Source organism: Mycobacterium sp. 4D054 (assembly GCF_052245755.1).
Lineage (GTDB): Bacteria > Actinomycetota > Actinomycetes > Mycobacteriales > Mycobacteriaceae > Mycobacterium.
The window spans coordinates 60,375-87,211 of the sequence record NZ_JBQQCF010000012.1 but is presented as its reverse complement, the minus strand read 5'-3'; the positions used below and the strand labels follow the sequence as shown (position 1 = coordinate 87,211).

Annotated in this window: 24 protein-coding genes and 1 riboswitch; of the genes, 10 read left to right on the top strand and 14 right to left on the bottom strand. The window is 68.1% G+C overall.

The window, feature by feature from the left end; all coding sequences use genetic code 11:
* Window positions 1–77 precede the first annotated feature (77 nt).
* Both ACTWP6_RS11510 and ACTWP6_RS11505 read left to right on the top strand, forming a co-directional pair.
* Window positions 78–2,000 carry a flavin-containing monooxygenase gene (locus tag ACTWP6_RS11510; RefSeq protein WP_443187723.1) on the top strand — a complete coding sequence of 641 codons (1,923 nt, stop codon included), beginning with the start codon at window positions 78–80 and terminating at the stop codon, window positions 1,998–2,000.
* Window positions 1,997–2,884, top strand: a complete 888-nt coding sequence (locus ACTWP6_RS11505; protein WP_443187722.1) for an SDR family NAD(P)-dependent oxidoreductase — start codon at window positions 1,997–1,999, stop codon at window positions 2,882–2,884. The genes ACTWP6_RS11510 and ACTWP6_RS11505 overlap by 4 nt, the downstream gene beginning before the upstream one ends.
* 30 nt (window positions 2,885–2,914) lie before the next feature.
* On the opposite strand, the gene ACTWP6_RS11500 is transcribed toward ACTWP6_RS11505, so the two are convergent.
* Together ACTWP6_RS11500 and ACTWP6_RS11495 are read right to left on the bottom strand one after the other, a co-directional pair.
* Window positions 2,915–3,544 (bottom strand): Dabb family protein, encoded by a 630-nt coding sequence (locus tag ACTWP6_RS11500; protein WP_443187721.1) that lies wholly within the window; start codon window positions 3,542–3,544, stop codon window positions 2,915–2,917.
* Entirely contained in the window at window positions 3,537–3,887 is a 351-nt protein-coding gene (locus ACTWP6_RS11495; protein ID WP_260751077.1) for a hypothetical protein, read from the bottom strand. Before ACTWP6_RS11495 ends, ACTWP6_RS11500 begins: the two co-directional genes overlap by 8 nt.
* A 100-nt stretch (window positions 3,888–3,987) precedes the next feature.
* On the opposite strand from ACTWP6_RS11495, the gene ACTWP6_RS11490 reads away from it, so the two are divergent.
* Window positions 3,988–5,226: an NADH:flavin oxidoreductase gene (locus ACTWP6_RS11490; protein WP_443187720.1), complete on the top strand. Its 1,239-nt coding sequence runs from the start codon at window positions 3,988–3,990 to the stop codon at window positions 5,224–5,226.
* Here the strand turns inward: ACTWP6_RS11490 and ACTWP6_RS11485 are convergent.
* The 6 genes from ACTWP6_RS11485 to ACTWP6_RS11460 form a co-directional block, all read right to left on the bottom strand.
* Entirely contained in the window at window positions 5,169–6,122 is a 954-nt protein-coding gene (locus ACTWP6_RS11485; protein ID WP_260751079.1) for an alpha/beta hydrolase, read from the bottom strand. The genes ACTWP6_RS11490 and ACTWP6_RS11485 overlap by 58 nt on opposite strands.
* On the bottom strand, window positions 6,119–6,991 hold the full coding sequence (locus ACTWP6_RS11480) for an IclR family transcriptional regulator (protein WP_260751080.1): 873 nt from the start codon (window positions 6,989–6,991) through the stop codon (window positions 6,119–6,121). The genes ACTWP6_RS11485 and ACTWP6_RS11480 overlap by 4 nt, the downstream gene beginning before the upstream one ends.
* Window positions 6,992–7,205: 214 nt before the next feature.
* The gene (locus ACTWP6_RS11475) at window positions 7,206–8,666 is read right to left on the bottom strand and encodes an FAD-dependent oxidoreductase (RefSeq protein WP_443187719.1); all 1,461 of its coding nucleotides are present in this window, start codon (window positions 8,664–8,666) and stop codon (window positions 7,206–7,208) included.
* A complete protein-coding gene (gene bphC, locus ACTWP6_RS11470) occupies window positions 8,663–9,571 on the bottom strand; it encodes a biphenyl-2,3-diol 1,2-dioxygenase (protein WP_443187718.1) in 909 nt (302 codons plus the stop codon). Before bphC ends, ACTWP6_RS11475 begins: the two co-directional genes overlap by 4 nt.
* An 8-nt stretch (window positions 9,572–9,579) precedes the next feature.
* Window positions 9,580–10,761 carry an acyl-CoA dehydrogenase family protein gene (locus tag ACTWP6_RS11465; protein ID WP_443187717.1) on the bottom strand — a complete coding sequence of 394 codons (1,182 nt, stop codon included), beginning with the start codon at window positions 10,759–10,761 and terminating at the stop codon, window positions 9,580–9,582.
* 70 nt (window positions 10,762–10,831) lie between these two features.
* Window positions 10,832–11,866: a 2Fe-2S iron-sulfur cluster-binding protein gene (locus ACTWP6_RS11460; RefSeq protein ID WP_443187716.1), complete on the bottom strand. Its 1,035-nt coding sequence runs from the start codon at window positions 11,864–11,866 to the stop codon at window positions 10,832–10,834.
* A gap of 159 nt (window positions 11,867–12,025) precedes the next feature.
* On the opposite strand from ACTWP6_RS11460, the gene ACTWP6_RS11455 reads away from it, so the two are divergent.
* Together ACTWP6_RS11455 and ACTWP6_RS11450 are read left to right on the top strand one after the other, a co-directional pair.
* Window positions 12,026–13,606, top strand: a complete 1,581-nt coding sequence (locus ACTWP6_RS11455) for a flavin-containing monooxygenase (RefSeq protein ID WP_443187758.1) — start codon at window positions 12,026–12,028, stop codon at window positions 13,604–13,606.
* Between the two features lie 90 nt (window positions 13,607–13,696).
* The gene (locus ACTWP6_RS11450; protein ID WP_260751086.1) at window positions 13,697–14,608 is read left to right on the top strand and encodes an SDR family oxidoreductase; all 912 of its coding nucleotides are present in this window, start codon (window positions 13,697–13,699) and stop codon (window positions 14,606–14,608) included.
* On the opposite strand, the gene ACTWP6_RS11445 is transcribed toward ACTWP6_RS11450, so the two are convergent.
* Window positions 14,592–15,449, bottom strand: a complete 858-nt coding sequence (locus ACTWP6_RS11445) for an alpha/beta fold hydrolase (RefSeq protein ID WP_260751089.1) — start codon at window positions 15,447–15,449, stop codon at window positions 14,592–14,594. The genes ACTWP6_RS11450 and ACTWP6_RS11445 overlap by 17 nt on opposite strands.
* A gap of 133 nt (window positions 15,450–15,582) precedes the next feature.
* On the opposite strand from ACTWP6_RS11445, the gene ACTWP6_RS11440 reads away from it, so the two are divergent.
* Complete coding sequence (locus ACTWP6_RS11440; protein WP_443187715.1) at window positions 15,583–16,869, top strand: MFS transporter; 1,287 nt, start codon at window positions 15,583–15,585, stop codon at window positions 16,867–16,869.
* Window positions 16,870–17,317: 448 nt separating this feature from the next.
* Window positions 17,318–17,968, top strand: coding sequence for an MspA family porin (locus tag ACTWP6_RS11435; protein WP_443187714.1), 651 nt, complete (start codon window positions 17,318–17,320; stop codon window positions 17,966–17,968).
* A 152-nt stretch (window positions 17,969–18,120) separates the two neighbouring features.
* Here the strand turns inward: ACTWP6_RS11435 and ACTWP6_RS11430 are convergent, their stop codons facing one another.
* The 3 genes from ACTWP6_RS11430 to ACTWP6_RS11420 all read right to left on the bottom strand — a co-directional run bounded on the left by ACTWP6_RS11430 (window position 18,121) and on the right by ACTWP6_RS11420 (window position 20,884).
* Window positions 18,121–18,924 (bottom strand): ABC transporter ATP-binding protein, encoded by an 804-nt coding sequence (locus ACTWP6_RS11430; RefSeq protein ID WP_443187713.1) that lies wholly within the window; start codon window positions 18,922–18,924, stop codon window positions 18,121–18,123.
* The gene (locus ACTWP6_RS11425; RefSeq protein ID WP_443187757.1) at window positions 18,921–19,943 is read right to left on the bottom strand and encodes a FecCD family ABC transporter permease; all 1,023 of its coding nucleotides are present in this window, start codon (window positions 19,941–19,943) and stop codon (window positions 18,921–18,923) included. The genes ACTWP6_RS11430 and ACTWP6_RS11425 overlap by 4 nt, the downstream gene beginning before the upstream one ends.
* A 74-nt stretch (window positions 19,944–20,017) precedes the next feature.
* Window positions 20,018–20,884, bottom strand: a complete 867-nt coding sequence (locus ACTWP6_RS11420; protein WP_443187712.1) for an ABC transporter substrate-binding protein — start codon at window positions 20,882–20,884, stop codon at window positions 20,018–20,020.
* Between the two features lie 190 nt (window positions 20,885–21,074).
* A riboswitch (cobalamin riboswitch) is annotated at window positions 21,075–21,195 on the bottom strand.
* A 618-nt stretch (window positions 21,196–21,813) separates the two neighbouring features.
* Here ACTWP6_RS11420 and ACTWP6_RS11415 point away from each other — a divergent pair.
* Window positions 21,814–23,127, top strand: a complete 1,314-nt coding sequence (locus ACTWP6_RS11415; protein WP_260751094.1) for a PE-PPE domain-containing protein — start codon at window positions 21,814–21,816, stop codon at window positions 23,125–23,127.
* 32 nt (window positions 23,128–23,159) lie between these two features.
* Here ACTWP6_RS11415 and ACTWP6_RS11410 read toward each other — a convergent pair whose 3' ends face one another.
* Window positions 23,160–23,945 carry a helix-turn-helix domain-containing protein gene (locus tag ACTWP6_RS11410; RefSeq protein ID WP_260751095.1) on the bottom strand — a complete coding sequence of 262 codons (786 nt, stop codon included), beginning with the start codon at window positions 23,943–23,945 and terminating at the stop codon, window positions 23,160–23,162.
* A 34-nt stretch (window positions 23,946–23,979) separates the two neighbouring features.
* Between ACTWP6_RS11410 and ACTWP6_RS11405 the strand changes: the two genes are divergently transcribed.
* A complete protein-coding gene (locus ACTWP6_RS11405) occupies window positions 23,980–24,342 on the top strand; it encodes a DUF4345 family protein (RefSeq protein WP_443187711.1) in 363 nt (120 codons plus the stop codon).
* Here the strand turns inward: ACTWP6_RS11405 and ACTWP6_RS11400 are convergent.
* A complete protein-coding gene (locus ACTWP6_RS11400; protein ID WP_260751098.1) occupies window positions 24,332–25,357 on the bottom strand; it encodes an alcohol dehydrogenase catalytic domain-containing protein in 1,026 nt (341 codons plus the stop codon). The two genes, ACTWP6_RS11405 and ACTWP6_RS11400, sit on opposite strands and share 11 nt — an antisense overlap.
* Window positions 25,358–25,446: 89 nt before the next feature.
* On the opposite strand from ACTWP6_RS11400, the gene hpnE reads away from it, so the two are divergent.
* Window positions 25,447–26,817: a hydroxysqualene dehydroxylase HpnE gene (gene hpnE / locus ACTWP6_RS11395; protein ID WP_260751099.1), complete on the top strand. Its 1,371-nt coding sequence runs from the start codon at window positions 25,447–25,449 to the stop codon at window positions 26,815–26,817.
* Window positions 26,818–26,837 lie beyond the last annotated feature (20 nt).

Sequence of the window (26,837 nt, the reverse complement as noted above, 5' to 3'; positions counted from 1 at the left end):
GTCCCGCTCAGTAGACAAGGGCGCCGCGGACCCGTCCCGACGCTCACATACTCGATCCCCGGACCCGAGGAGGATCGATGACGACCGGTGTGACCGTGGCTGCCGACGACGGGACGCTCGACCCGGACGAGATGCGGACCAACCTGCACCGTGCCGACGCCGGAATCCTGGTGGCGGTGCTGGCGCAGTTGACCGGCGACCTGAGCGTGGTCGATCGGTACGCGCCTAAGCTCTCGTTCGAGCCGGACCCGCCCGAGCACGTCGGCGTCACCGACCCGGACACGCGTGACGTGCTCGTCGATGAGCTGGTCGCGGCGCTGACCCGGCCGCGCCGGCCCGACCGCCTGGCGTTCGACGATCCCGCTCTGTTCGCGCGAGTCGCCCCGCTGGCATTGGGTACCGAGGTGGGTGAGGAGTACCACGGCCTGTTGCTGGAACAAGGTGGCTTCCACCCTTCCCAGCCGGTGCTGCCCCGAACCGCGAAGCTGCCCAACGGCTTCAAGGTCGTGATCGTCGGGGCCGGCATCGCCGGCATGGCGGCGGGGCTGGAATGCGCGGCCTCCGGGATCGACTACGAGATCATCGACCGTAACGACGAGGTCGGCGGCACCTGGTACACCACCGTCTACCCCGGCATCGGGGTCGACACCCCGTCGGCGTACTACTCGCTGTCTCGCGACATCAACGGCAACTGGTCGAGCTACTACCCGCAGGGCGCGGAGTACCAGCAGTACCTGCAGTCGGTGGCCGACCGGAACGCGCTACGTGACCACATCCGGTTCAGCACCGAGGTGGAGGCGCTGTGGTGGGACGACCGACGCTCGCAGTGGGAGATCCGCACCGCGGCCGCGGACGGCGCCCGAGAAATCAGCTACGCCAACGTGGTCATCCCGGCCGCCGGATACCTCAACCGACCCCGCTGGCCAGATCTGGCCGGGCGGGAGTCGTTCCGCGGCGTGAGCATCCACTCCGCCGAGTGGGATCCCGATCTCTCGCTGCGCGGCAAGAAGGTCGCGATCATCGGCGCCGGGTGCACCGCGGTGCAGATCGTCGACGCGTGTGTGGACGACGTCGAGCACCTGACGGTGTTCCAGCGCCAACCGCACTGGGTGGCACCGCGGAAGCGGTTGACCGACGACGTCCCCGAACATCGCCGCTGGCTGAACGCCCACATCCCGTTCTACGCCAACTGGGTTCGCCTGAAATCGTTTTGGGGCACCGCCGACAACAACTATCCGGTCATCGTGCATGATCCGGAATGGGCTGCCGACCACCTGTCGATCTCGCCGGCCAACGACGTGCTGCTGCGCCTGTGCCAGGAGTACATCGACCGCATGTTCGGTAAGGATTCCGAACTCGCGAAAAAGGTCACCCCGAATTTCGCGCCATACGGTAAGCGAATCATTCGCGACCCCGGTGGCTATTACGCGGCACTGACCCGTGAACACGTCGACGTCGAGGCCGCCGAGCCGGCACAGGTGAACGAGCGCGGTATCGTCACCGCGGACGGCAGGCAGGTCGACCTCGACGTGATCATCTACGCCACCGGCTACCACCTCGACTTCCTGTCCACGGTCGACATCCGCGGCCGCGACGGCGTGCGGTTGACCGAGGTCTGGGGCGACAGTCCCGCGGCCTACCGCGGCGGGCTCGTCCCCGGCTTTCCCAACATGTTCATCTCGTCGGCGCCCAACTACAGTCCCGGCCACGGCGCCGGCCACAACTTCGGCGTCGAGGTGATGGTCCACTACGTCATGGAATGCCTGCAGCTGATGGCGCAACGGGGAGCCGCCACCCTTGAGGTCACTTCGAAGGCGTTCACCGACTACGTCCGCAAGATCGACGACGCGATGGCGCAGACCGTGTGGTGTCACACCCCGACAGCGCACACGTACTACCGCTCGGGCGGCGGCCGCATCGTCACCGCGTTCCCCTTCCGGCTGATCGACGTGTGGCAGAGCCACCGCACCCCTGATGAAGCGGATCTGGAGCTTCGGTGAGTGAATTGTTGTCCGGCAGAACAGCTCTGGTTACCGGAAGTAGCCGGGGTATCGGACGCGCCATCGCGCAGCGGCTCGCCGCCGAGGGCGCCACGGTGGCCGTCACCGCCAGGTCCTACCAGCCGTCACCGTCGACCCGCGCCGGGCAGCAGGTGGAGCTGCCCGGCACCATCGGCGAGACGATCGCGCTGATCGAGGCAGCCGGCGGAAAGGCGTTCGGGCTCGCCTGCGATCTCGAGGACGCCGACGCACGTGCCGGACTGGTCGACCGGGTCGTCGAGCGCACGGGCCGGATCGACATCCTGGTCAACAACGCCGGCTACGCCGACTACTCCGTCATTGAAGAGATGCCGATGGAAACGTTCGACCGCACCGTCGACCACTACGTGCGCACACCGTTCGTACTGACCCAGAAGGCCGTTCCACACATGCGCCGACAAGGAGCGGGTTGGATCGTCAACATCGGGTCGGTCACCGGCCTGGCGCCCGCACGGCCCTACCGCGAGTACAACAAGTCGTCCGGCGACGTGATCTACGCCTCCATGAAGGCCGCGCTGCACCGGTTCACCCAGGGAGTGGCCGCCGAACTGCTGGACTCCAACATTGCCGTCAACGTCGTCGGCCCGTCCAGCGCCGTCCGGACCCCAGGCGCCGCGAGCCTGATCCCCGACACCTTCCCGACCGAGCCGGTGGAATATCTGGCCGAGACCGTGCTGGCGATGTGTCACCTGCCGGCCGCGGTGCGCACCGGCCTGGTGGCATTCAGTCTGCACTATCCATGGTCGCAGCGGATGACCGTGCACAGCCTGGACGGCGCCACGGAGTTGCCGCCGCTCGAACCGCCGGCCACCGCGAACCCGAACATCCAGCCCACCGGTCTGTAGCCGGCGTCCGTGCCGCAGCAGCCGGCGACGTCAGCGCAGCACCCGAGTGTCGTCGAGGCAGAAGCTGTGGCAGACCCTCTCCCGGACAATCACTTTCGGGCACTCCGGATCGAACCACTGGTCGACGACCGCCCAGTGGATCGGATGCATCAGGTAGGGGCCCATGATGCCGTCGGCATCGGTGAACTCCTGCTCGAACACGTGAGTCCACGGCGACGCGCCGACCGTGTGGTCGGGCCGGCTCAGCTGCCAGGCGCTGATCGTCGAGACGTAGCCGGGCAGCAGCCGCAGGTCGCTCTCGAACTGGGCCAGCGTGCCGGCGTCGGCGCCCGGTGCGGTGCGCAACAACAGCGTCCGGTAAACGGTTCCGGGATCGCGGTCCGGGACGCGCTGCGCCAGACCGTGATAGCCCACCCCGTTGACGCGGGTGACCGCCGGGTCGTGCAGTGCGGCGTCGAACCGGTCGGCGACCGACGCCCAGTCCTCGGCGCTGTCGAAACGCAGGTGCACGAGAAGGTCGCCGCCGTTGCGGCTGCCCGCAAGGGTGGGCGCGACAAGGTGTCGTACGGCTCCGCTCTGCTCGGCCAGGCGTTGGAGTGCCTCCAGCACGCGGCGGCGGTCGGTCTCGTCCACGTCGACCAGGCGGGTCACGCTATACATCGCAGAGCCCATCGACGTGCTCGTAGCGCGCGGCAGCGCTGCGCTCCCGTTCGACGATGAGGTGGGCAACCCCGTCCCACCACGCGCCCAGCGACGGGTCGGGCCTGCTCTGCCACGTCATCTCCCACCAGGCCCGCGCGCTCGGCAGCGACCAGGTGATGGTGACGGTGTTGGGTTCGCTGTCGAACCAGATCGGCGGCGAGACAAGAACTTCGCGCAGACTCATGCCGCGCGCGCGGGCTCCCGGAGCGTACCCGCCGAGGTAGGTGTCGACGAACTCGCGGGCACACCCTGGCCGGGTCACCACCCGGTCGACGACGAAGACCTCGAACGTGGGGGCCATGCGAGCGAGACTAGGGTCCGCACCCGGCTGTGACGGCACCGATCCCGGCCATCGGGATACCTCCGTTGACGCTCCGGTCCGCGGGGTCGACGGTTACGGGATGACCGATCTCAGCCCCGATCCGTTCGCGCCTGTCAGCCTCGGACCGGTGCGGCTGCGCAACCGGATCGTCAAAGCCGCCACGTCGGAGGGCCGTTCGCCGGACGGCATGGTGACCGACGATCTGATCGCGTTCCATCGCAGCTTCGCCGAGGGCGGGGTCGGGATGACGACCGTCGCGTACTGCTGTGTCTCGCCGCAGGGAGCCAGTGCGCCCGGACAGATCGTGATGAACCGGGCTGCGCTTCCCGGGCTGCGCAGGCTCACCGACGCGGTGCACGACGCCGGTGCCGGCATCTCCGCTCAGCTCGGCCATGCCGGCGTGGTGGCGCCGAGGAAGCTGACGGGAGTGACCGCGGTGGCGCCGAGCCGGTTCGTCAACCCGACCTCGTTCGCCTACTGCCGGGAGATCCGTCGAGACGAGATCGCCGCAGTCATCGACCAATTCGGCCGGGCCGCGCTGGTCGCCGTGGAGGCCGGATTCGACGCTGTTGAGCTTCATTTCGGGCATCTCTACCTGCCGAGCTCGTTCCTGAGCCCACTGATCAACCGCCGCAAGGACGAGTACGGCGGCAGCATCGACAACAGGTCACGGCTGGTGCGGGAAATCGCGCAGCGGGTACGCGATGTGGTGGACGACCGCATCGCGGTGATCGCCAAGCTCGACATGGACGACGGGTTGCCCGGCAGCATCTGGATCGACGAGGCCCTGCGCACCGCGCAACTGCTCGACGCCGATGCGACGCTGGACGCGCTGGAGCTGACGCAGGGGTCGTCGGTGTACCGGCCGATGTACCTGTTCCGGGGTGACGTGCCAGTGCGTGAATTCGCCACGGTGATGCCCCCGATGCTGCGTCCCGGCGTCCGGCTGATGGGTAAGGCCGTGATGGGCAGCTATCCGTACCGGGATCTCTACATGCTGCCCGCGGCACGGCAATTCGTGCCGGTCATGCGCAACACGAAATTGATCCTGCTCGGCGGCATCACCAACCGCGAGCACGTCGAGACCGGCATGCGGGAAGGGTTCGGATTCGTCGCCATGGGCCGGGCGCTGCTGCGCGAACCGGACCTGGTGAACACGATGATCGCCGACTCCGCCGTGCGGAGCAGGTGCACTCACAACAACAAGTGCATGGTCACCGTGTTCGGCCGCACGCACTGTGTGCTGGATCCCGACCAGCGCTACGGCGCGGCAGAGCCGATGCTGCCCACCAGGTCGGTGACGTCCGCACAGACCTGAGTGCGGGCGCGCAGGCAGATGTCCAACGAAGGCATCGTCATGAATCCGTGGATTCCGCCCTCGAAGTACCGGCACACGGTCGGTACTCCTGCTGCCTCCAGCGCCTCGACATAGGCCAGCCCTTCGTCACGCAGCGGGTCGTGGCCTGCCACCACCGCGATGACCGGCGGCAGGCCGGTGAAGTCCTCGGCGCGCAGCGGTGAGGCGTACGGGTCGATCCGGTCGGCTGCCGAAGGCACATACTGGTCCCAGTACCACTGCAAAGCGGGCCGGGGGTTGTAGAAACCCTGCCCGAACAGTCGGTGGGACTCGCTGTCGAAATCGGCTGCGATGACCGGATAGAGCAGAACCTGCCCGGCCAAGGTAGGCCCGCCCCGATCGCGGGCCATCAATGCGGTGACGGCGGCCAGGTTGCCTCCGGCGCTGTCGCCGCCGACCAGCACCGCCGACCCGTCGCCGCCGAACGCGCCGATATGCTCGGCGACCCACGCGGTGACGGCATAGACGTCCTCGGCGGCGGCCGGCCACTGGCCCTCTTCGGAGGCGCGACGGTAGTGCACTGACACCACCACAGCCGACATGCCGTTGGCGAAGGCTCGGCACAACCCGTCGTGACTATCCAGATCGCAGAACACCCAACCGCCGCCGTGGGCGAAAACCAATGTAGGCAAAGGTGTTCCGACTTCGGTGTGCGGGCGGTAGATGCGCACCGGGACCGGCCCCGCCGGCCCCGGCATCGTGTCGTCCTCGACGGAGGCGACGGGCTCGGGTTGTGCGGCGGGGACGAACCGGGACCGGATCGCGGCGCGCGCCTGCTCGCCGGTCATCGTGTGGACGGGCGGAAAACCCGAGTCCAGGGTTTCGATGATGTCGGCGATCTGCGGATCGAGCCTCATGCCGGCGGCGTGGTGGTCTGGCCGGGGCGGGGGACCGGGCCGCCGCGCAGCGGGCGCATCTGCTGCAGCGTGGGTGCCACGCGGGTAGGACCGCCGTCGACCGCGCGCCAGATTCGCATCGCCGCCATCCGTACTGGAGCGACGAGGCGCTGGTCGAACTTCATGTGACTCATCGGACCGCACACCGACACCGCGGCCGCCGCGTGGCCCGGATCGCCGATCGGAGCGGCCACGCAGCCGAAGCCCGGAACCGACTCCTCGCGGTCGAAGGCGACGCCGTGGGAGCGCACCTTCGCCAGGTCGGTGCGCAACTGGGCATGCGTCGAGATGGAGTACTTGGTGAGCCGCGGCAGGAAATCGGTGTCGAACACCTCGATGTCATTCTCGGGGGTGTAGGCGAGGATCGCCTTGCCGACCGCGGCGCAGTGGGCCGGCCGACGGCCGCCCACACGGGTCGGCAGGGCCGCGGTCATCCGGTTGCCGACTTTCTCCATGTACACGACATCGGATCCGTCGAGCACCGCAAGGTGGACGACAAGCCCGGTGGCAGCGTGAAGTTCGTGCAGCATCGGGATCGCGGCCTTGTGCAGCCGGTCCTGGTGGACAGCCAGCGAGCCGAGTTCGACCAGCCGCATTCCCAGTTCGTAATCACGGCCGTTGCGCCGCAGCCAGCGCAACTGGACCAGGCGTTCCAGCATGCGGTGCGCCGACGAGCGGGGCAGGCCGGTCCGTCGCACGATCTGCGCCAGCGTCAGCCGGCCCGGGCCGTCGAACGCGTCGAGCACCAGAGAGACCCGGTCGATCACCGCGCTCGGGGTCTCCGGGGCGGCCTTCGCGGCGGGTGCGGGTCGGTCGACGGTCACGGTCATCGGGATCCTCCGAAAGTAATACTCCTAATAGGCATATGCCTATTGGTCATATAGGACTACCACATCGATGTGCTCGCTGTCACATGAATGGCCGGGCGCACTGCGAAAGAGCCGCCGAAATCGCATTCCGCGAGGGCTTTGTGGACGGAAGGCCGCGCTGGGCGCAATCTCGCCGCTGAGGGGCGCTCAGAAAGAGCGACGGGCTGGCGGGAAGTCAGAGGCGGGCGGCGCTGCGGCCGGCGCGCCGCCCGTAGAAGCTGCCGTCGCCGAGCGATATGCCGCTGGCATAGCCCCATGCGGCCAAGCCGGCGGTGCACCGGCCGGCGGCGAACAAGCCGGGTATGGGCTCGCCGCTGACGTGGAGCACCTCGGCGTCGAGGGTGGTGGCCAGGCCGCCAAGGGTGAACCCGCCGGTGCTGTCGCGCAGATCGACGGCGCCGACCGGCGAGCCGATCGGCCTGAGCCATTGCGCCTTCTTGTGCAGCAGCGGATCCACCCCGCGGGCAGCCCCGTCGTTGTACGCGGCGACGGTGGCCTGCAGCGACCCGGGCGGCAGCCCGATCTCGGTCTCCAGGTCGGCGACGGTCTCGGCGACCCAGGTGGGTGGGCGCATCATCAGCTGCGGGGACAGCGAGGCCATCGCCTCGTCCTGGGCGTCGCCGTCAAGGATCAGGTAGGCGGTGTTGTTCTGGTGATACAGCGTCAGCTGTCCGACCCGACCGGGGTAGGTGTCCTCAGCGACGAAGCGTTGTCCGCGTTCGTTGACCAGAACGCCGCGCACGAGCTGTTGGGGGTCGATGAAGATCGCGACTTCGGTGGCGTCCATGTGGGCCAGATCGGCGCCCAGCGCCTGGGCCATCTGGATGGCGCGGCCGTCGTGCTGTTCGATCGATGCCGCCGGACGGCCGGCGATGCGTGGGGCGTAATGCGCGACCATCGCGTCGTTGTAGGCGAAACTGCCGGCCGCCAACACGACTCCGCGGCGCGCCCGCACGGCGATCTCGGTGCCGTAGCGACGCGCCACCACCCCGACCACCCGTCCGTCACCTGTGACGACAAGCCGTTGGGCCCGAACGTCGTACAGGGCGCGCGCGCCGGCAGCGGCGGCCGTCTCGACGAGCGGCTTCATCAGCATGTACCCGGCGCTGGCCTCGCCCTGCACCTTGCCCGACATCTGCGGAACATGGCCGCGCGGGGCGGGTGCGGCGATGGTGTTGAACGGGAAGGAGTTCTCGCCGCCGGAGTACATCAGGCCCTGGTCGCCCATCGGTTCCCACCCGGGTTCGCCGAAGAACTCCGCCTTGAACGGCACACCGCATCCGACGAGCCAGTCGAAGTGTGCGACGCTACCCGCGCAGTAGTCGGCGATGCGGTTCTCGTCAGCCCCCGGGCCCATGGCCGCGTTGAGGTAAGCGGTCATGTCGTCGACCGAATCGTCGAAACCGCAAGCCTTCTGCAGAGCGGTGCCGCCGCCGAGGTAGATGAAGCCCCCCGCCATCGACGCGGCCCCGCCCCAGGAACCCGTCCGTTCCAGGACGAGCACGTCGGCACCGGCGCGTGCGGCCTCCACCGCCGCTGCCGCGCCGGCCACCCCGTATCCGGCGACGACGACGTCGGCTTCGTGGTCCCAGGCGGCGATCTCCGACTCCGGGACGGGGACGACGTCGGAGCTCACGGACGCATCGCCGCCGGCAGGTCGTCGACCCACTGGTGGCCCCAGTAGCTGTCGGCGGTGATCTCTTCGGCGGTGTAATAGGTTTCGTCGACCCGCATGCCCTCGGTGCCGAACTCGATGTCCCAGTCGCCGGGCGCACGCACGTAGAACGACACCATCTTGTCGTTGGTGTGGCGGCCCAGTGTCGAGGACAACTGGAAGCCGTCCCTGGTCACCCGATCGAGCGCCTGCCCGACCGCGTCGAGGGTGTCGACCTCCACCATGAGATGGATCAGGCCCGGGTCGCGCAACGTGGCGGCCGGGCACAGCGCCAGGCTGTGGTGTCTCTGGTTGACGCCGAGGAAGCGGACCCGGATCGGGCCGAATTCGGGTGGCGCCGGGACGCGGAACGCCCCGCGGGATGTGAATCCGAGGACGCCGGTGTAGAACTCGAACATCCCGTTGACGTCCATCGCGGGCAGCACGACGTGTCCGAGTCCCTGGTCGCCGGTCACGAACTTCGCACCGAACGGGGTGACTACCGGGCTGTGGTCGAGAACCGCGCCGTGGAACACCTCCAGCGAGGTGCCCGCCGGGTCTTGGAACGCGATGACCTCTTCGACCCTGCGGGTGTCGGCCTCGGCCAGGGACAGTTCCTTGTACGGTGTGCCGGCTCCTTCGAGGGCACGTTTGACGTCCTCGAGGGCGGCGTGGTCGCGGACCTCCCAGCCGACCGTCGCGATCTTGTCGACGTCGCCGGGGGTGACGATGATGCGCGCGGCCCGTTCGTCCATCCGCAGGTACAGGACGTCCGGATCGGGTCCGCTGCCCTGCGCGAAACCCAGTACGCCGAAGGCGAAGTGCCGCCACCGCGCCATGTCGGTGGCCTGCACGGTGACATAGCCGAGGCTCTTGATCAGACTCATGACCACCCCTAGATCATCGCCCGCAGGGGTCCCTGCGGATCCACTCCGAGCGAACTCAGTGCCGAGGCGTGGTAGACGGTGCCCGGGACGTGGATGGCGTGGGCCTGGCCGACATGGACGTCGCGCCAATAGCGTTGCAGCGGTTTGTCCATGCGGGCGGCGTTACCGCCGCAGCGGGCGAAGATCTCGTCGACGGCGGACACGGCGCGCCATACCGCGCGGACCTGGGTGCGCCGTCCGGCGGCGCGGTCCTGGAAGGACACCTCCTCACCGGCGGCCACCATGTCGTAGATGCGGTCGGCGTTGGCCAGCAGTTCCTGGCGGGCGGCGTTGATGTCGGCGGCGGCTTCGCCGATCGCGTACATGACATAGGGGTCGTCCTTGATCGCGACGCCGCTGGAGTTCACGCGCTGACGCTGATAGTCCAGCGCGGCGGCCAAGGCGCCCTCGGCGATGCCGATGGTGGCCGAGGAGATGCCCAGCGGGAACATCGTCGACCACGGCATCAGGTACAGCGGCTCGGTCATCCCGGCCTCGCGCTGGGCGGTGCCGTCCATGACTTTCAGGCCGTCCATGGTCCGGTAGTCGGGCACGAACGCGCCGTCGACGATGACGTCCTTGGACCCGGTGCCGCGCAACCCGACCACGTCCCAGGAGTCCTCGACGATCTCGTAGTCCTTGCGCGGCAGGATCATGTGCAGCATCTGCGGCGGCATCAGCGGCTTACCGTCCGCGTCGCCGACCATCGCACCCAGGATGATCCAGTCGCAGTGATCGGTGCCGGAACTGAACTGCCACCGCCCGGTGAAGATGTAGCCGCCGTCGGTGGGTACCGCGACGCCCTGGGGCGCGTAGGGCGAAGCCACCCAGGTGTCGACATCCTCGGCCCAGATCTCCTGGCCGACGCGGGGATCGGCGTAGGCCAGCTGGTAGGGATGCACGCCGACGACGCCGTTGATCCAGCCGGCGGACGGATCCAGCGCGGCGGTGGCCATCACCGTCTCGGCGAACTCCCGCGGATGGACCTCCAGGCCGCCGTGCTGCTTGGGCTGCAGCAGCCGGATGGACCCGACCTGCTTCATCGTCTTCACCGTGTCATCGGTGAGCTTGCCGATCGTCTCGGCCTCCACGGCCTGCTCGCGGAGCTGGTCTGCCAGGTCGGCGATGCGGTCGATCACCCGTTGTGTCATGGATTTGATGGTGCCGCCTCAGACCGTGGCCTGTTGCCCTTTTCCCGGTGAGCGGAAGTGATTCCCCGGCTCAGAACTCGATTCTCACCGGGTCGGAAACCGGGTGGGCCTGGCAGGCCAGGAACAGCCCCTCGGCGATGTCCTCGGGTTCGAGGATCGTCGCGTTGCCGAGGTCGACCTGACCGCCGGAGACGGTGGCAGCGCACGATCCGCAGTTCCCCTCGCGGCACGAGTAGGGGACATCGATGCCGGCGGCCAGCATGGTGTCGAGCAGAGTGTGTTCTTCAGGCCAGCGCAGCCGGTGCACGTCGCCGTCGATCGCGACCTCGGCGTCGACGGCCCGGCCATCGTCGGTCACGGCGGCGGCCGGTACGTCGGCGAACGGGTCTCCCTCCAGGGACTGGAAAACCTCCAGATGGATGTGGTCGCGCGGGACACCGGCCTCGGTGAGGGTCTCCTTGACCACCGCCATGAACGGGGCCGGTCCGCAGATGAAGGACTGGTAGCCGGAGAACAACCCGGCGAAGATGCTCAGCTGTGCGCGGGTGGGCAGTCCCTGTACGGATTCCAGCCAGTGCAGGACGGTCAGCCGGCCGGCGTAGCGAGCGGCGAGCTCGCGCAGTTCGGTGGCGAAGATCACCGAGGCCTCGTCCCGGTTGGCGTAGCACAGCACCACCCGGCCGGTCCCGGCGGTGAGCACCGACTTCAGGATCGACATGACCGGTGTGATGCCGCTGCCCGCGGCCCATAGCAGGAAGTGGCCGTCGAGATGCTGCGGCGTGAAAACACCGGAGGGCAGCAGAGATTCGACGACATCGCCGACAGAGACGTTGTCGCACAACCAGTTCGATCCATAGCCGCCGTCGGTGCGTTTGACGGTCACCTTCGGGGCGTCGTCGGTGTGTGGTGAGCTGGCCAGCGAATAGCAGCGCGCCACCGAACCGGTCAGCTCGCTGGGGATGCGCAGCGTCAGGAACTGGCCCGGCCGGTAGGCAAACCGTTCCCGGTGCTCACCGGGCACCGCGAAAACCAGTGACTTCGCATCCCGGCTCTCCACGATGACGTCGGTGACGGTCAGGGCCACGGTGCGGGACACGTCGTTCACGGCCGACCATCCTGGCCCAGGATGCCGCTGCGGTGTGGCCGGGCTACCGGTGGGCGGGAAGAAATCCCGGTGCCCGTTGACCGGGAGACGTACGGAGTGGGTGACCGATGGGGTCCTAGCGTGCACCGTGTGAGTACTGAGAGTCCTGTCGACGTCGTCGTGGTCGGCGCGGGTTTCGCCGGGTTGTACGCCCTGCACAGGTTCCGGGCCCAGGGATGGTCGGTGCGGGTGTTCGAGGCCGCCCCGGAGGTCGGCGGCACCTGGTATTTCAACCGGTACCCGGGCGCGCGCTGCGACGTCGAAAGCCTCGACTACTGCTACTCGTTCTCCGATGAACTGCAGCAGGAGTGGACCTGGACCGAGAAGTACGCCACCCAGGCCGAGATCCTGGACTACATCAAATGGGTCGCCGACAAGCTCGACCTCCGTTCCGGGATCACCTTCGACACCCGGGTGGAATCTGCCGTCCTCGACGAGAAGACGCTGCATTGGGTGGTCACCACCGACCGTGGTGAGGTCGTCGAGGCCAGGTTCGTGGTGATGGCCACCGGACCCCTGTCGTCACCGTTGACGCCCGACATCGCCGGGCTGGGCACGTTCGGCGGGCAGATCTATCACACCGCCGACTGGCCGCACGACGGTGTCGACTTCACCGGGAAGCGGGTAGGTGTGATCGGCACCGGATCGTCAGGCATCCAGTCCATCCCGATCATCGCCGAACAGGCCGAGCATCTCGTCGTCTTCCAGCGCACCCCGAACTACAGTGTGCCGGCGGGTAACCGGCCGTTGACCGCCGACGAGGTCGCGCATGCGAAAGCCACGTACGACGAGCGGCGCCGCATGTCGTGGCGCAGCGGCGGGGGATCACCGCACGTGGCACATCCGAAGCTGACGATGGAGGCCACACCCGAGGAACGTCGCGAAGCGTTCGAGAAGCGCTGGCAGCTCGGCGGAGTGCTGTTCTCCAAGACCTTCTCTGATCAGATGATTGATCTGGACGCCAATGAGGAAGCCCGCAAGTTCTACGAGCAGAAGATCCGGGCGGTCATCGACGACCCGGAGGTCGCGCGGCTTCTGATCCCGAACGATCACCCGATCGGCACGAAACGAATCTGTACCGACACCAACTACTTCCAGACCTTCAACCGGCCGAACGTGCAGCTGGTCAGTGTCCGCGAGACCCCGATCACCACCGTCGACGCCACCGGCATCAACACCACCGACGCGCATTTCGAGCTGGATGCGATCGTGCTGGCCACCGGTTTCGACGCCCTGACCGGAACCCTGGCCAAGATCGACATCGTCGGGCGCCGGGGACAGACGCTGGTCGACGACTGGTCGGACGGTCCACGCACCTATCTCGGACTGGGCGTCGACGGATTCCCGAACCTGTTTCTGGTGTCGGGTCCCGGGGCGCCCGCGGTGTTGGCGAACATGGTGCTGCACGCCGAGGCGCACATCAACTGGATCGCCGACGCCATCGCGTATCTCGACGAGCATGACCTGGCCGGGATCGAGGCGACCACCGAGGCGGTGGACAACTGGATCGCCGAATGCAACCGACGCGCCGACGCCACGCTGTTCCCGCGTGCCAACTCCTGGTACATGGGTGCGAACGTACCGGGCAAGCCGCGGGTGTTCATGCTCTTCATCGGCGGCTTCGGCGTCTACCTCGACATCTGCGCCGAGGTGGCCGACGCCGGATACAAGGGGTTCACCCTCATCGAGGCGCCGCCGTAGAGCGATTGCGGTTCCGCTGCCTCGATTCGCGAAAGCGTCACGGCAGCAGGCGAAGTGACTCTCTGGTCGGTCGAGTGAAGGGCAGCGCCGATGGGAACGTACGTCGTGACCGGGTCGGCCTCCGGCATGGGGAACGAGACCGCGGAGAGGTTGCGTGCCACCGGGCATGCCGTCATCGGGGTGGACATCGCATCCCCGCGATTCCGGCATGAACATCAACGCCCAGCGCTCGCCTCCATGCCGCAACCGCTCGAGGTGGTGGCCGATCTGTCGACCGCCCAGGGGCGGCGGTCCGCGGCCGAGGGCGTTATGGCCGCCTGTGACGGTGTCCTCGACGGCGCGGTGCTGGCCGCCGGCCTGGGGCCGGTGCCCGGCCGCGATCGCCTGATCGCCGAGGTGAACTACTTCGGCGTCGTCGACCTGCTGACCGCTCTGCGGCCGGCGCTGGCCCGTGGCGACGCGGCGAAAGTCGTGGTGGTGGGCAGCAACTCGACGACGACGACGCCGCTGGCGCCACGCCGGGCCGTATCGGCGCTGCTGGCCGGCGATACGGCGAAGGCGCTGCGCGCGGTGCGGTGGTTCGGCAAGCGTTCAGCCCCGATGATCTACGCGGCATCCAAGATCGCGGTGTCGCGGTGGGTGCGCCGGCAGGCCGTCAGCCCGCAGTGGGCCGGTGCCGGCATCCGCCTCAATGCGCTGGCCCCCGGCGCGATCATGACCCCGCTGCTGGCCGAGCAACTCGCCAACCCGGCCGAGGCCAAGGCCATCCGCGCGTTCCCGGTCCCGATCGGCGGCTTCGGTGAGCCCGGCCGGCTCGCGGACTGGATGGTGTTCATGCTCTCGGACGCGGCGGACTTCCTCTGTGGCAGCGTGGTGTTCGTCGACGGCGGGTCCGATGCCTACTTCCGGGCGGATGCCTGGCCGGCCCGTGTCCCGGCCCGGGAGCTGGCCCGCTACGGTGCGCGGTTCCTGGGTTACCGCCGGATCATGCGGTCGCGCTGAGGAACCCGAGCACCGTCCGCTCGAACGCGGCCTTGGCTTCGATCATCACCCAGTGCCCGCAGTTAGGGAACACGTGGAACTCGGCGTTCGGGATCGTGCGCATCGGCACCAGCGCCATGTCGAGCGGACTGACCCGATCGTCGCGCCCCCAGGTCAGCAGTGTCGGGGCCGCCACCTTGTGCATCGTCGCCCACGGCATGGGTGCGTCGGCCTTGCGCATCATCTCCATCATCGCGGCGAACGCGGTCTTGCCGTACATGCGCCGTGCGGCGGCGAGGGTCTCGGGTTCGGTGGCCAGCGCCCAGCGTTCCTCGATCAACTCCTCGGTCACCAGGGCGGGGTCGTAGACCATCGACCGCAACCAGTCGATCAGCCGCTGCCGCGTGGGGTCCTCGGTGAACTCCTGTAGCAACCTGATGCCCTCGCTCGGGCCCGGGCTGAAGACATTCGTGCCGATCCCGCCGATGGTCACCAGCTTTCCCACCCGGTCGGGGTGCCGGATGGCGAAATTGATGCCGACCCCGCCACCCATGGAGTTGCCGATCACGTCGACGCGGTCCAGCCCGAGTGCGTCGGCGAACGTGACGACCGCACCCTGCGCGTCCACCATCGGGTGTCCGCCGAAGTCGTCACTGACACCGAAGCCGGGGAACTCCAGCACCAGGCAGCGGAAGTGGCGCGCGAACCCGTCCAGGTTGCCGCGGAAGTTCCGCCAGCCCGTCACTCCCGGTCCGGACCCGTGCAGCAGCAAGAGAGGGGGTCCGTCACCGGCCTCGTGATAACGAAGCACGCCCGACGGGGTGCTGATCTCACGCAGGCTGTCCTGGTAGTCGACGGTCATCCTCTGATTCCACCCCATCGGCGCGTGTGCGGCCACCGGCGTTCCAGTCAGTGGACGCCCCCCTTGCCGGCCCGGCGCCCGGACGCACAATGATGCAAAACGCCTCAATCGTTGTCCGCCAGGGAGATTCACCATGCAGACACTGGCAGCCGACCAGACGCTGTTGCGCCGGGTCGCGCTGTCCAGCCTGCTGGGGACCGCCATCGAGTACTACGACTTCCTGGTCTACGGCACCATGAGCGCTCTGGTGTTCGGAACGGTGTTCTTCCCGGACTCGAACCCGGCTGTGGCCACCATCGCGGCGTTCGGGACGTTGGCCGCCGGTTACGTTGCCCGGCCAGTGGGCGGAATCCTGTTCGGGCACTTCGGTGATCGGCTGGGACGTAAGTCGATGCTGGTGCTGACGATGGTGCTGATGGGCGCCGCGAGCTTCCTGATCGGCCTGCTGCCCACCTACGCCGCCGTTGGCGTGGCCGCCCCGATCCTGTTGGTGGCGTTGCGGGTGATCCAGGGCATCGCCATCGGAGGGGAATGGGGCGGCGCCACGCTGATGGTCACCGAACACGCCGAGGCCCATCGCCGCGGCTTCTGGAACGGCGTGATGCAGATGGGCTCACCCATCGGGTCGCTGCTGTCGGTGGCAGTGGTCACGGTGATCACCCTGCTGCCCGACGGCGACCTGCTGTCCTGGGGCTGGCGCATCCCGTTCCTTGTCAGCGTGCTGCTGCTGGTGATCGGCCTCTACGTGCGCCTGTCGATCACCGAGAGCCCGGTGTTCGAAGCGGCACGACGTGCGCCCGCCGAAGGCCCGGCGGTGCCGCTCCTCGAAGTACTCCGCACACCGCGCACGCTGGTGCTCGCGTGCGCGGCCGGCATCGGCCCGTTCGCGCTGACCGCGCTCATCAGCACCTACATGATCAGCTACGCCACCGCGATCGGGTACCACCGCACCGACGTCATGACGGCGTTGATCTTCACCTCCCTGACCGGGCTGGTGGCCATCCCCGTCTTCTCGGCGTTCTCCGACCGGGTCGGCCGACGGCTCGTGATGGTGTGCGGGGCCGTAGGCATCATCGGGTACGCGTGGCCGTTCTACGCGCTGGTGGATTCGCGGTCGCAGCTGTGGCTCACCGTCGCGATGGTGCTGGCCCAAATCATCCAGTCGATGATGTACGCGCCGTTGGGCGCACTGTTCTCCGAGATGTTCGGGACGACCGTCCGCTATACCGGCGCATCGATGGGCTACCAACTCGCGGCGTTGCTCGGCGCGGGTTTCACACCGCTGATCGCGAGCAGCCTGCACGCCGTGGAGGTCTCACGGCAGCCGCTGGTCGCGCTCGCCGCGGCATGCGGTCTGGTGACGGTTCTGGCGGTGTGGTGGATCAGCGAGACCCGTGGCACAGATCTGACGACGGTGTAGTGACCGCGGCCCGACACTCCCGCCGATTGCTTCCGTTGGCAACCAGTTGAGCCGCAGCGGTTTTGACACCTCCGTCAGACTTTCTCGGATCCATAACCGTCATTATTTCGCCATCATTGGCGGTCCAGGCCCGGGCCGGTCTGCCGATACGGTGCGACCGCACTGGTCAGAGCCTTCTTCCAGATCTGCTGTGAGTTAGCTGAATCCGTTGTGGTTCGTTGAACACGCTGTGAATGACCTGAGATTTCCGTACTTGAAGGTTGCTTTGTCCAGCGCGACGCTTCCCCATGATTTACGTTAGGTCCGGCTTAAAGCCGCATAAGACACTCGGCGTAGCCAGGGACATCTCTGGGTACACCGGGTCCGGAGTCAAGAAGCCGCTCCGTCAGCCAGGCATGAACTCTCAACGGTCGCCCATCGGGCGGCCGTCGACTTCCTTAGGACGATCATGAAGGTAATCAGTCGGGTGCTGATCGCGATGGTCGCGTCCATCGCGGCTTTGTTCGTGAGCACTGGCACCTCTCACGCAGGGCTGGACAACGAGCTGAGCCTGGTCGACGGCCAGGGCCGGACGTTGACGATCCAGCAGTGGGACACGTTCCTCAACGGCGTGTTTCCGTTGGACCGCAACCGCCTGACCCGTGAGTGGTTCCACTCGGGCAAGGCGACCTACATCGTGGCCGGCGAGGGCGCCGATGACTTCGAGGGCACGCTGGAGCTGGGTTACCAGGTCGGCTTCCCGTGGTCGCTGGGTGTGGGCATCAACTTCAGCTACACCACCCCGAACATCGCCTACGACGGCTTCGGCTTCGGCCCGCAGGTAGACGACCCGTTCTTGGGCTTCGGCGACAGCATCGTGACCCCGCCGCTGTTCCCGGGCGTGTCGATCTCGGCGGATCTGGGCAACGGCCCGGGTATCCAGGAGGTCGCGACCTTCTCGGTGGACGTGGCCGGGCCGGGCGGTTCGGTGGCGGTGTCCAGCGCGCACGGCACGGTGACCGGTGCTGCCGGTGGTGTGCTGCTGCGTCCGTTCGCCCGCCTGATTTCGTCGACCGGTGACAGCGTCACCACCTACGGCGAGCCCTGGAACATGAACTGACAGGTTCCACGACAGGTGGCCCTCCGGCGCGAGTCCGGGGGGCCACTTTCGGTTTCAGACGGGTCCGCTCCCGCCGGCCCCAAGGCGATCGCGGTCAGCGAGGGAGGCGAGGCCCCCGCAAGTCAATCGGCCGATGGCGTGGGATCGCCTCGTCACGGCGCCGTGAAGAGCTGCTCCGCCGATTGTGAAGGATCGAAGGCGACGTGCGGACGGCCGGTCCGCGGGTGCGAGCCGACGCTGGCCGATATGCCCCACACGTCGGCGATCAGCGTTGCGGTGAGCACCGTTTCGGGCGGACCCGCACACACCGGCGCTCCGTTCCGCAGCACCACGACATGGTCGCAGTAATGGGCGGCCAGGTTGAGATCGTGCAGGGCGACCACCGCCGTCACACCGAGGCGGGCTGGTAGTGCCAGCACGTCGAATTGGTGCCGGACGTCGAGGTGATTGGTCGGTTCGTCCATCACCAGCAGCCGCGGTCGCTGAGCCAGCGCACGTGCCACCAGGACGCGTTGACGCTCACCGCCGGACAGCAGCGCGAAGCCCCGGTCGGTCAGGGCCGAGGCGTCGACGAGCGCCAGTGCCTCGGCGATAATGGCCTCGTCGGAAGTGTTGTCGCCCTGGAACATCCGCTTGTGCGGCGCCCGGCCCATAACGACCACATCGCGCACCAGCAGGTCGAAGTCACCGGTTTCGTCCTGCAGCACGGCGGCCGTCGTGCGCGCCCGCTGCCGTGGAGTCATCGACGCCACGTCGGCGCCGTCCACGGTGACCGTACCCGACGACGGTCGCAGGATGCCCAGCAGCGCGCGCAGCAGCGTCGACTTCCCGCAGCCGTTGGGGCCCACCACACCGACGACGGTGCCCGGTGGGGCGGTCACATCGACACCATCGAGGACGCGACGCCCGCCGCGGTCGACGCAGAGCGCGCCGATCTCGACCCGTGCCGCGTTCACCGGGGCACCGCCGCGACGCGGCGGCGCGCGTCCCGCCACAGCAGCCAGAGAAAGAACGGGCCGCCGCACAGGGCCGTCAGGACGCCGACCGGGATCTCCTGCGGCGCGGCCAGAGTGCGAGCGGCGATGTCGGCCAGCACCAGAAAGCCGGCCCCGGCCAGCGCGGCGGCAGGCAGCGCGTGGCGGTGGTCGCTGCCGACCACCAGTCGCACCGCGTGCGGGAGGATGAGCCCGACAAATCCGATCGGACCGCTGGCGGCGACCAGCACCCCGGTCACCAACGACGTCAGAACGAACATCCGGGCCCGGAAGCGTTGCGTGTCGACGCCCATGGTGGCCGCGGCGGCCTCTCCGGCCAGCAGCACGTTGAGGGTCCGGGCCTGGGCCAGCAGCAGAATCACGCCGGCTGCCACCAGGGCCAGCGGCAGCCACAGCGTGTCCCATCGTGCGCTGCCCAACCCGCCGAGCAACCAGGTGAGCACCTGCCGGGCGCGGTCACCGCTGTCGGCGGTCAGCAGCATCAAACTGGTGACCGCCGACAGCGCGTAGGACACCGCAACGCCGGCGAGGATCAGCCGCGTGGTCGTGATCTGCCCTGCGCCCCCGGACAATCCGTAGACCAGGCCGAGTGCGGCCAGCGATCCGGCGAACGCGGCGAGCGATGGAGACAGCCAGCCGAGGACACCGATGCCGGAGACGATGACCGCCACCGCGCCCACCGACGCGCCCGAGGACACACCCAGCAGGAACGGCTCGGCCAGCGGATTGCGGACGAGCGCCTGCAGCGTCATCCCGACCACCGCCAGGCCGGCCCCGACCACCGCGCCCAGCAACACCCTTGGAGCGCGCACCTGGGTGACCACCGTGTGAACGTGCGCGGGCACGTCGGTATCCGCCGCGGAGGGGAACACGGTCGCCGCGACACTGCGGACGACATCGGCGGGAGGGATGGCGATCGAGCCGATCGCCAAGCCGGCGGTGACCGCGCCGACGAGCACCAGGCACAGCCCGGCCAGCACGAGCGGATACGGCGGACGGCGCGGACCCCCGCGCGGCGGCGCGGTCGTCCCGTCCCCGAGCCCTGTGGGTGTGCTCACCGGAACCGGTCCGGATGCAGCTGGCGGGCCAGCGCCTCGACCGCGAACGGCGCTCGCACTCCGAGCACAGCGTCCTGCAGGGTCAGCACGGCGAAGCGGTCCTCCCGGATCGCGGTCACCGCAGCCAATTCGGGCTTGCTGGTGAGAAACCGCTTCTTCTGCTCCACCGATGGGGTGCCGTGATAGTCGTAGATGACGATCACGTCGGGATCGCGCTGAAGCACCTGCTCCCACGACACGTCGGCGAAGGTGTCGTCCAGGTCGGCGAAGATGTTGCTCGCACCCGCGAGGGTGATGATCTGATCGCCAATTCCCCTGCGGCCGGCGGTGAACGCCGCGTCCTCACCGCTGTCGTACACGAACGCCGTGAGTGGTTCGACGCCGGCGATCCGCTCCTGAGTGGCCGCGACGCTGGAGCGCATGTCGTCGATCAGTCCGCCGGCACGATCCTCGACTCCGAAGATCCGCGCGACGGTGTGCACCTCGTCGTAGACATCGTCCATCGTGATCGGTTCGGTCGCACAGTATTCCGGGTTCAGGTAGGTGGTCACCCCCGCGTCGGCGAACGCCTGCCGGGAGCGTCCGGCCGCGTCGTCGAAGGCGCTCGCATAACCGCCGTAGACGAAATCCGGTGCCACCGACAGCACCCGCTCCAACGACGCGTCCTTGCCGGAGAGTTCGGGAACAGACCGGTACGCCACCTCATAGCGAGGCAGCGGGGGATTGTCCGGATAGACCGTCGCTGCGATCGAATCGCGCAGGCCCAGCGCGAGCATCATCTCAGCCGGATGCTGAAAATACGCCACCGCGCGCTCCGGCGGCGCCTCGACGACGACCGACTGACCGCAGTTGTCGAGGGTCACCGGAAAACCACTGTGCTGCAGAATTTCTGGTGAGTTCTGCGGCGCGGACGAGCATCCGGCCGCTGACGCCGCGACAAGAAGAAGGACGGCACACGAGGCGATCAACCCGCGCCCGCGGCAAGGAACAAGGCAACGCACTGCATCGGCTCCATCCGGGATCTCCACGTCCCAGTGAGAGGGCCGGCGAGAGCAGTATCCTGACTCCCGGATCAGCGCGCACTCCGACCTTCCAGCCTGCCGGCCGTGGTCGAGCTGGGGTTCGCTCCCCGGTCACAGTGGCGGGACCGTGCCGGATTCACACCGGCTTCCTGCCTGCTCGTCGGGGCCGGTCGGGCCGACCGGCCACGCTGACCATAGCCGACGCCGGTCGAACTCCCCCGGCACCCCATTCGCCGGACGCGCATCTCCCCGGCGGACGACCCGGCCGACGGCCTGCTGCAACTCGGTTCTGGCGCGGCGTTGGCGACACTGCCAGCGGTTTGCTGTGTGAGCTCCGCGACTTCACAGCCCGGCCGACTCGACCGGTCCCGACGTCGGGCGTGCGAGGCCCATCGACCCGGCGTGTTACTGGAGTGAAAGATGTTGCCTTGGAGTGAGCTGAGGAGCATTCTTTGGGACGTTAACTTTTATTAGCTTCTTAGGGTCAGAGACAACTTTCACGGTGCGGTGGTGGGCGGTTCGTTCGGTCAGATTGCGTTGAAAGCGCGACATATATCCTGTTCAGATCGTTGTAGCGCTGCGAGAGGTAGGCACCCTCGCGGAGGCTTTGATCCGACAAGTGGGTTCATGGCGAAGCCGACACCGTTCGCTACAGCTGCAACCATTAGAAATGTCAAGATTTTGCTGGCTGCGGACATATAACTCTCCTTATGCTTTTCCTCGTCGCCGGATCGGCGAGTCAGAATCACTGCATCAAACGGGGAGTTTCCATGAAAATCGGTGTGCGCAAAGCATCTGTAGCGTGCGGCACAGCGTTTGCTTCGCTGGCGTTGGCGGCCATCACCGCCACGTCTGCCTGGGGCGCCAGCTCGGCTCTTGTCATCGGCGGTATCGCGACGTCGTCGATGCACGACGCGGTCATGAGTCAGTTGCTCGGGGGGGCACTGAAAGATCAGCAGCGTGTGAGTGTGAACTGGCCGGCCGAGGCGGCGCCGTACACCGGTAAGAACGATCTCACGCTCGGTGCGTCGATCAACATCGGCGTCAACAACCTCAATGCCCAGATCGACGCGGCGCTCGACCGTCTCGCCAAGGACGGCCAGGGCAACTACATCAACGACGAGAAGGTCACCGTCGTCGGGCTGTCGGCCGGCTCCCTGGTGGTCAACGAGGTGCTCCGCCAACTGGCCGCTGACGCCGAGGCGCCCGACAAGAACCAGATCACCTTCGTCCTGGTGGCCGATTCCAGCCGCCAGAAGCTGATCAACCAGACGCGGTACAACAAGAGCTTCGACTACACCTACCGCCCGGCGCCCGAGACCGAGTACGACATCGTCGTGGTCACCGGCGAGTACGACGGTATGGCGGACTTCCCGGATCGCTGGTGGAACGGGCTCGCGGTGCTGAACGCGATCGCCGGTGGAATCTACGTGCATGTTCCGATGATGTTCGCCGACCTGTCCAAGGTTCCTGCGGAGAACATCACCGTGGACGTCAACTCCAAGGGCGGCACCACCACCAACTATCTGGTCCCGACCGCGAAACTGCCTCTGGTGCAGATGTTCCCGAGCCTGGCAGCTCGCGAAGCCGAGCTCAAGGCCAAGATCGACAAGGCGTACAGCCGCAATGACGTCCGCGCCACCGCGTTGCGCACGTTCGTCGCCGCTCCCGCAGCGGTCGCCGAACCGGTCGCCGCTCCCGCGGTGATCGCCGAACCGGTCGCCGAGCCCCAGGTGGAGGAGAAGGCCGTCGAGGCCGTCACCACTGCGGTCGCGGACAGCGACGCGCAGGCCGAGTCGGGCGCCGCTGCGCCGGTTGGTGACGAGGTGGTTGAGGACACGGTCGGCGAGGCTGTGGTCCGCGACGGCGACGACGCCGATGTCGCCGAAACCGACGCCGACGTCACCGGCACCGTCGATGGGGATGCCGCGGTCGAGGACGAGACCGACGCGGCAGCACAGGAAGACGCCGACACCTCGCAGTCGGCCGACGCGGATCAGGACAGGGACTCCACGGAGGCCTCGTCGGATTCCTCGTCGGATGAATCCGGTTCCGGATCGTCGGACTCCTCAGACTCGGAGTAACCTCCCCGGACTCCGCAGACCCGAAGCCCCGGCTACCCGCCGGGGCTTCGTGGTATGTCGGGGAGGACGCGCAGCACGGCACCGCTGCTCAACAGGTCGGTCGCGGTGAGGCCGAAGGTGGACTTGAACCGGTCCGAAAGATGGGACGGGCTTGCGAAGCCCGCGTCCGCGGCCGCATCGGTCAGGCTCTTGCCGGCGCTCACCGCCTCGCCTGCCCGCAGCAGTCGCATCCACATGCGGTAGCGGCGCAGGCTGGTGCCGGCCTGGTGGCGGAACAGATGCAGGAACCGCGATTCGGACAGGCCTATGGCTGCGGCGAGTCGGCCCGAGGACAGGCCGCCGCAGGGATCGGCAGCGATGCGCCGGATCGTCTCGGCGATGCGCGGATCGGGCGCAGCCGGTGAGGCCGGCGCCGCGAGATCAAGCCAGCGTCGCGCGGATTCGTCGTCCTCGGGCATCTGCCTCAACGCGTCCTCGTCAGCGTGGTCGGACATGAGCGCGGCAGTGGTGCTGCGACATCTGTCGCCACACGCTGATGCGCGGCCTGAGGACGGATCGAGGTAGCAGGACACCAGTCGCCCGCCGTGCGTGTCGAGATGGTGCACCAGCCGGGGTGGGATGAGCACGCTGCGCGCCGCCACCCGGTGCCCGTCGGCGGTCACGGTGACGGCGCCGTCCACACCGACCGCCAGGCACCACACCGATCCCGAGTGCGGCTCGAGGTTCAGCGCGGGGCCGGCGTAGAGCACCTGCCCGGGCCACAACCACACCGCCGGATAGCAGGTTTGTGGAAGCGACGCGGCCGTGACAGCTGTCATGGTGTCCTCCTGAGCCAGTGCATGGGAGGTTAGCGTGACGATCACGGTCATGGCCGGCGCCGCGGTGTTCTTCGCAGGGATGGGTGTCCTCGCTCTCGTCGCTCCGGCCTGGGTGGTCGCGCTGTTCGGCGTGGCGCTGGGATCGGGCGCGGCGCGCTCTGAGGTGCGGGCGGTGTACGGCGGATTCGGTCTGGCGATCGCGGCGGTGCTCATCGTCGCGATCACCACACCGGATCTGCGATCGGGTGTGCTCGTCACCGTGGCTGCCGCACTGGCGGGGATGGCGGCGGGGCGGCTGGTGTCCGCCCTGGACGGCCGAACCCCGTTCTACCCCAACTGGTTCTACTTCTTCGTCGAGACCCTCGCCGCGGCGGGGTTGTTCGCCGTCATGGGATGAGCTGGATCTTGAGGTGTTCGGCCGACCGGGCGAACGCCGCTTCGTATGCCCGGGCGGCGTCGGCCAGCGGCATTGTGCCGGTGAAGATCCCGTCGATGCTGAGCCTGCCGGCCTGCAGCAACGGGATCAGTTCCGGCCAGGTCTGCTGGACCGGGGCGGTGGTCAGCCGGATCGTGAGGCTGCGCAGCAGACATGCCAGTGCGGACAGGGGATACGGCTGCAGATCGTGCACCCCGACGATCGACACCGTGCCGCCGGTGCGCACGCACGCCAGGGCGTCGTCGATCGACGTGTCCGTGCCGACCGCGTCGATCACCGAATCGGCGCCCAATCCGGCGGTGGCTTCCAGGACCGCCGCAGCGGCAGGCGAAGCGAGCGCACGTGCCCCGGCCGCGGCGGCGCGGTCCCGGCGGGCGGCAACCGGGTCCACGACGAAAACCGTTGCCGCACCCAGCGCATAGGCGCTGCGCAGCGCGCACTGACCGACCGCTCCCGCGCCGATCACCACCACTGTGCCGCCGACCGGGATGTCGGCGCGTTTGGCGGCTGCCCATCCGGTGGCCAGATTGTCGGTCAGCAGCAGCGCCTGTTCGGTGTCGATCCCGTCCGGGATCGTGAGCAGCTGAAAGTCCGCCGCCGGTACCGCCATCAGGTCGGCCTGCGCTCCACCGAGAAGGCCGGACCCGAAGATCTGCGGACCCTGCACGCACGCCACCGGGTCCAGCGTCCGGCACCCCGCACAGCGGCCGCATCCAGCGACCGATGACACCAGCACCCGGTCGCCGGGGCGGAAATTCGCGACGGCGGGTCCGGTGTCGACGACCACCCCGACCGCCTCGTGCCCGATGGACACCGGATCGCCGATCGGGTAATGCCCTTCCAGGAAATGCAGATCCGAGCCGCAGATGGCCGTCGCGGTCACCTCGACCAGTGCGCCGTCGGGGCCGGGCAGCGGCGGATCGGGTCGGGTGGCGACGTGCACCGTGCCCTTGCTGTCGACGACCACCGCACGCATGCCGATCCGTCTCCTCGTCGTCGAAATACGCAACGTCGGGTAACGTAACCCGCCGTGGCGCCGCCGGCAAGACCTTTGCGATCACCGTCATGACGACCACCTCCGCACGCAAGCACGTCGTGGTCGTGGGCGGCGGCCTGGCGGGGCTGGCGTCCACGGTGTGGCTGACCGAGAGGGGCTACCGGGTCACGCTGTTGGAGGGCAACGGCTCACTGGGCGGTCGGACCATCGGCTTGACCTCCGGCCACGGGGATGCGGTGGAGAACGGTCAGCACGTGCTGACCGGCTCCTACGAGAACATCTTTCGCTACCTGGAATCCATTGGTGCGCAGGGTCTTCTGCAGTTCCCGGACGAGTTCGGCGTGCGGTATCCGGACGGTCATGCGGAGGTGTTCGGACTGCGGGTGGCGCACCTGCGGCGCCTGATGCTCGGCCGGGTGCGGGGCTTGAGTATGGCGATGCTGCTGCGGGCGGCCCCGGCCTGGGCCCGCCTGGTCCGCGATGTCCTGCGGTTCGACGATTCGCTGGACGACATCACCGTCGACGCGTGGTTCGACCGGTTGGGCTTCCCCGGCGAAGTCCGCCGGATCCTGCTGAATTCCATGGTGATCGGGCTGCTCAACGAGCTTCCGCACCTGGCGTCGGCGCACGCCTTCGCCGCGCTGCTGCGTACCGGGTCCGACCGGGTACGTCGGTCGGGCACCGGTGCCGTGCGGATCGGCTATCCGACGGTCGACCTGGACACGCTCTATCTGCGAGGAGCGCAGCGCGTGATGGCCGAGCGTGGCGTCGATGTCCGCCTCCGTGCCCGCGTCGCGGCGGTGACGACCGGCGGGGGAGTGGCGACCGGCGTGCGGTTGTCCGGCGGCGGCACCGTGACCGCCGACGCGGTGATCCTCGCGGTCCCGTCGTGGAACCTGCGGTCCCTGCTCGACGAGGTGCCGGATGCGGAGGAGGCGCGGCTGGCGGCAAAGAAGCTCGAGCCGATCCCGATCATGAGCACCTATGTGCTGCTGGACCGGCCGCTGGGCACGGTGGCTCCGTGGGAGTCACTGCTGGACAGCGATATCGGATGGGTGTTCGACCGGGACAAGATGCACGGGCCGCGCGCCGACGGCAACCATCTGTACGGGCTGACCACGTGCGCCGCGTACGAGTTGATGGGGTTGAAGAAGGCCGACGTCGCCGAGCGTCTCGTCGGGGCGCTGCGGAGCAGTTATCCGGCCGCCCGCGAGGCGGACGTGCTCGACGTGACCGTCGTCCCGTGGCCGAAGGCCACTTTCTCGTCGCGGGTGGGGATGTCCACCATCCGGCCGACAAACCGCACAGCGCTGCCGAATCTCGTGCTGGCGGGGGACTGGACGCACAACGACTGGCCCACCACGATGGAGGGCGCGGCCCAGAGCGCGGCACGCGCCGTCGATCTCCTGCATGACCAGCTCGGCGGCCCAGGAATCTAGGGGCGCCGGCACCGGAGCGG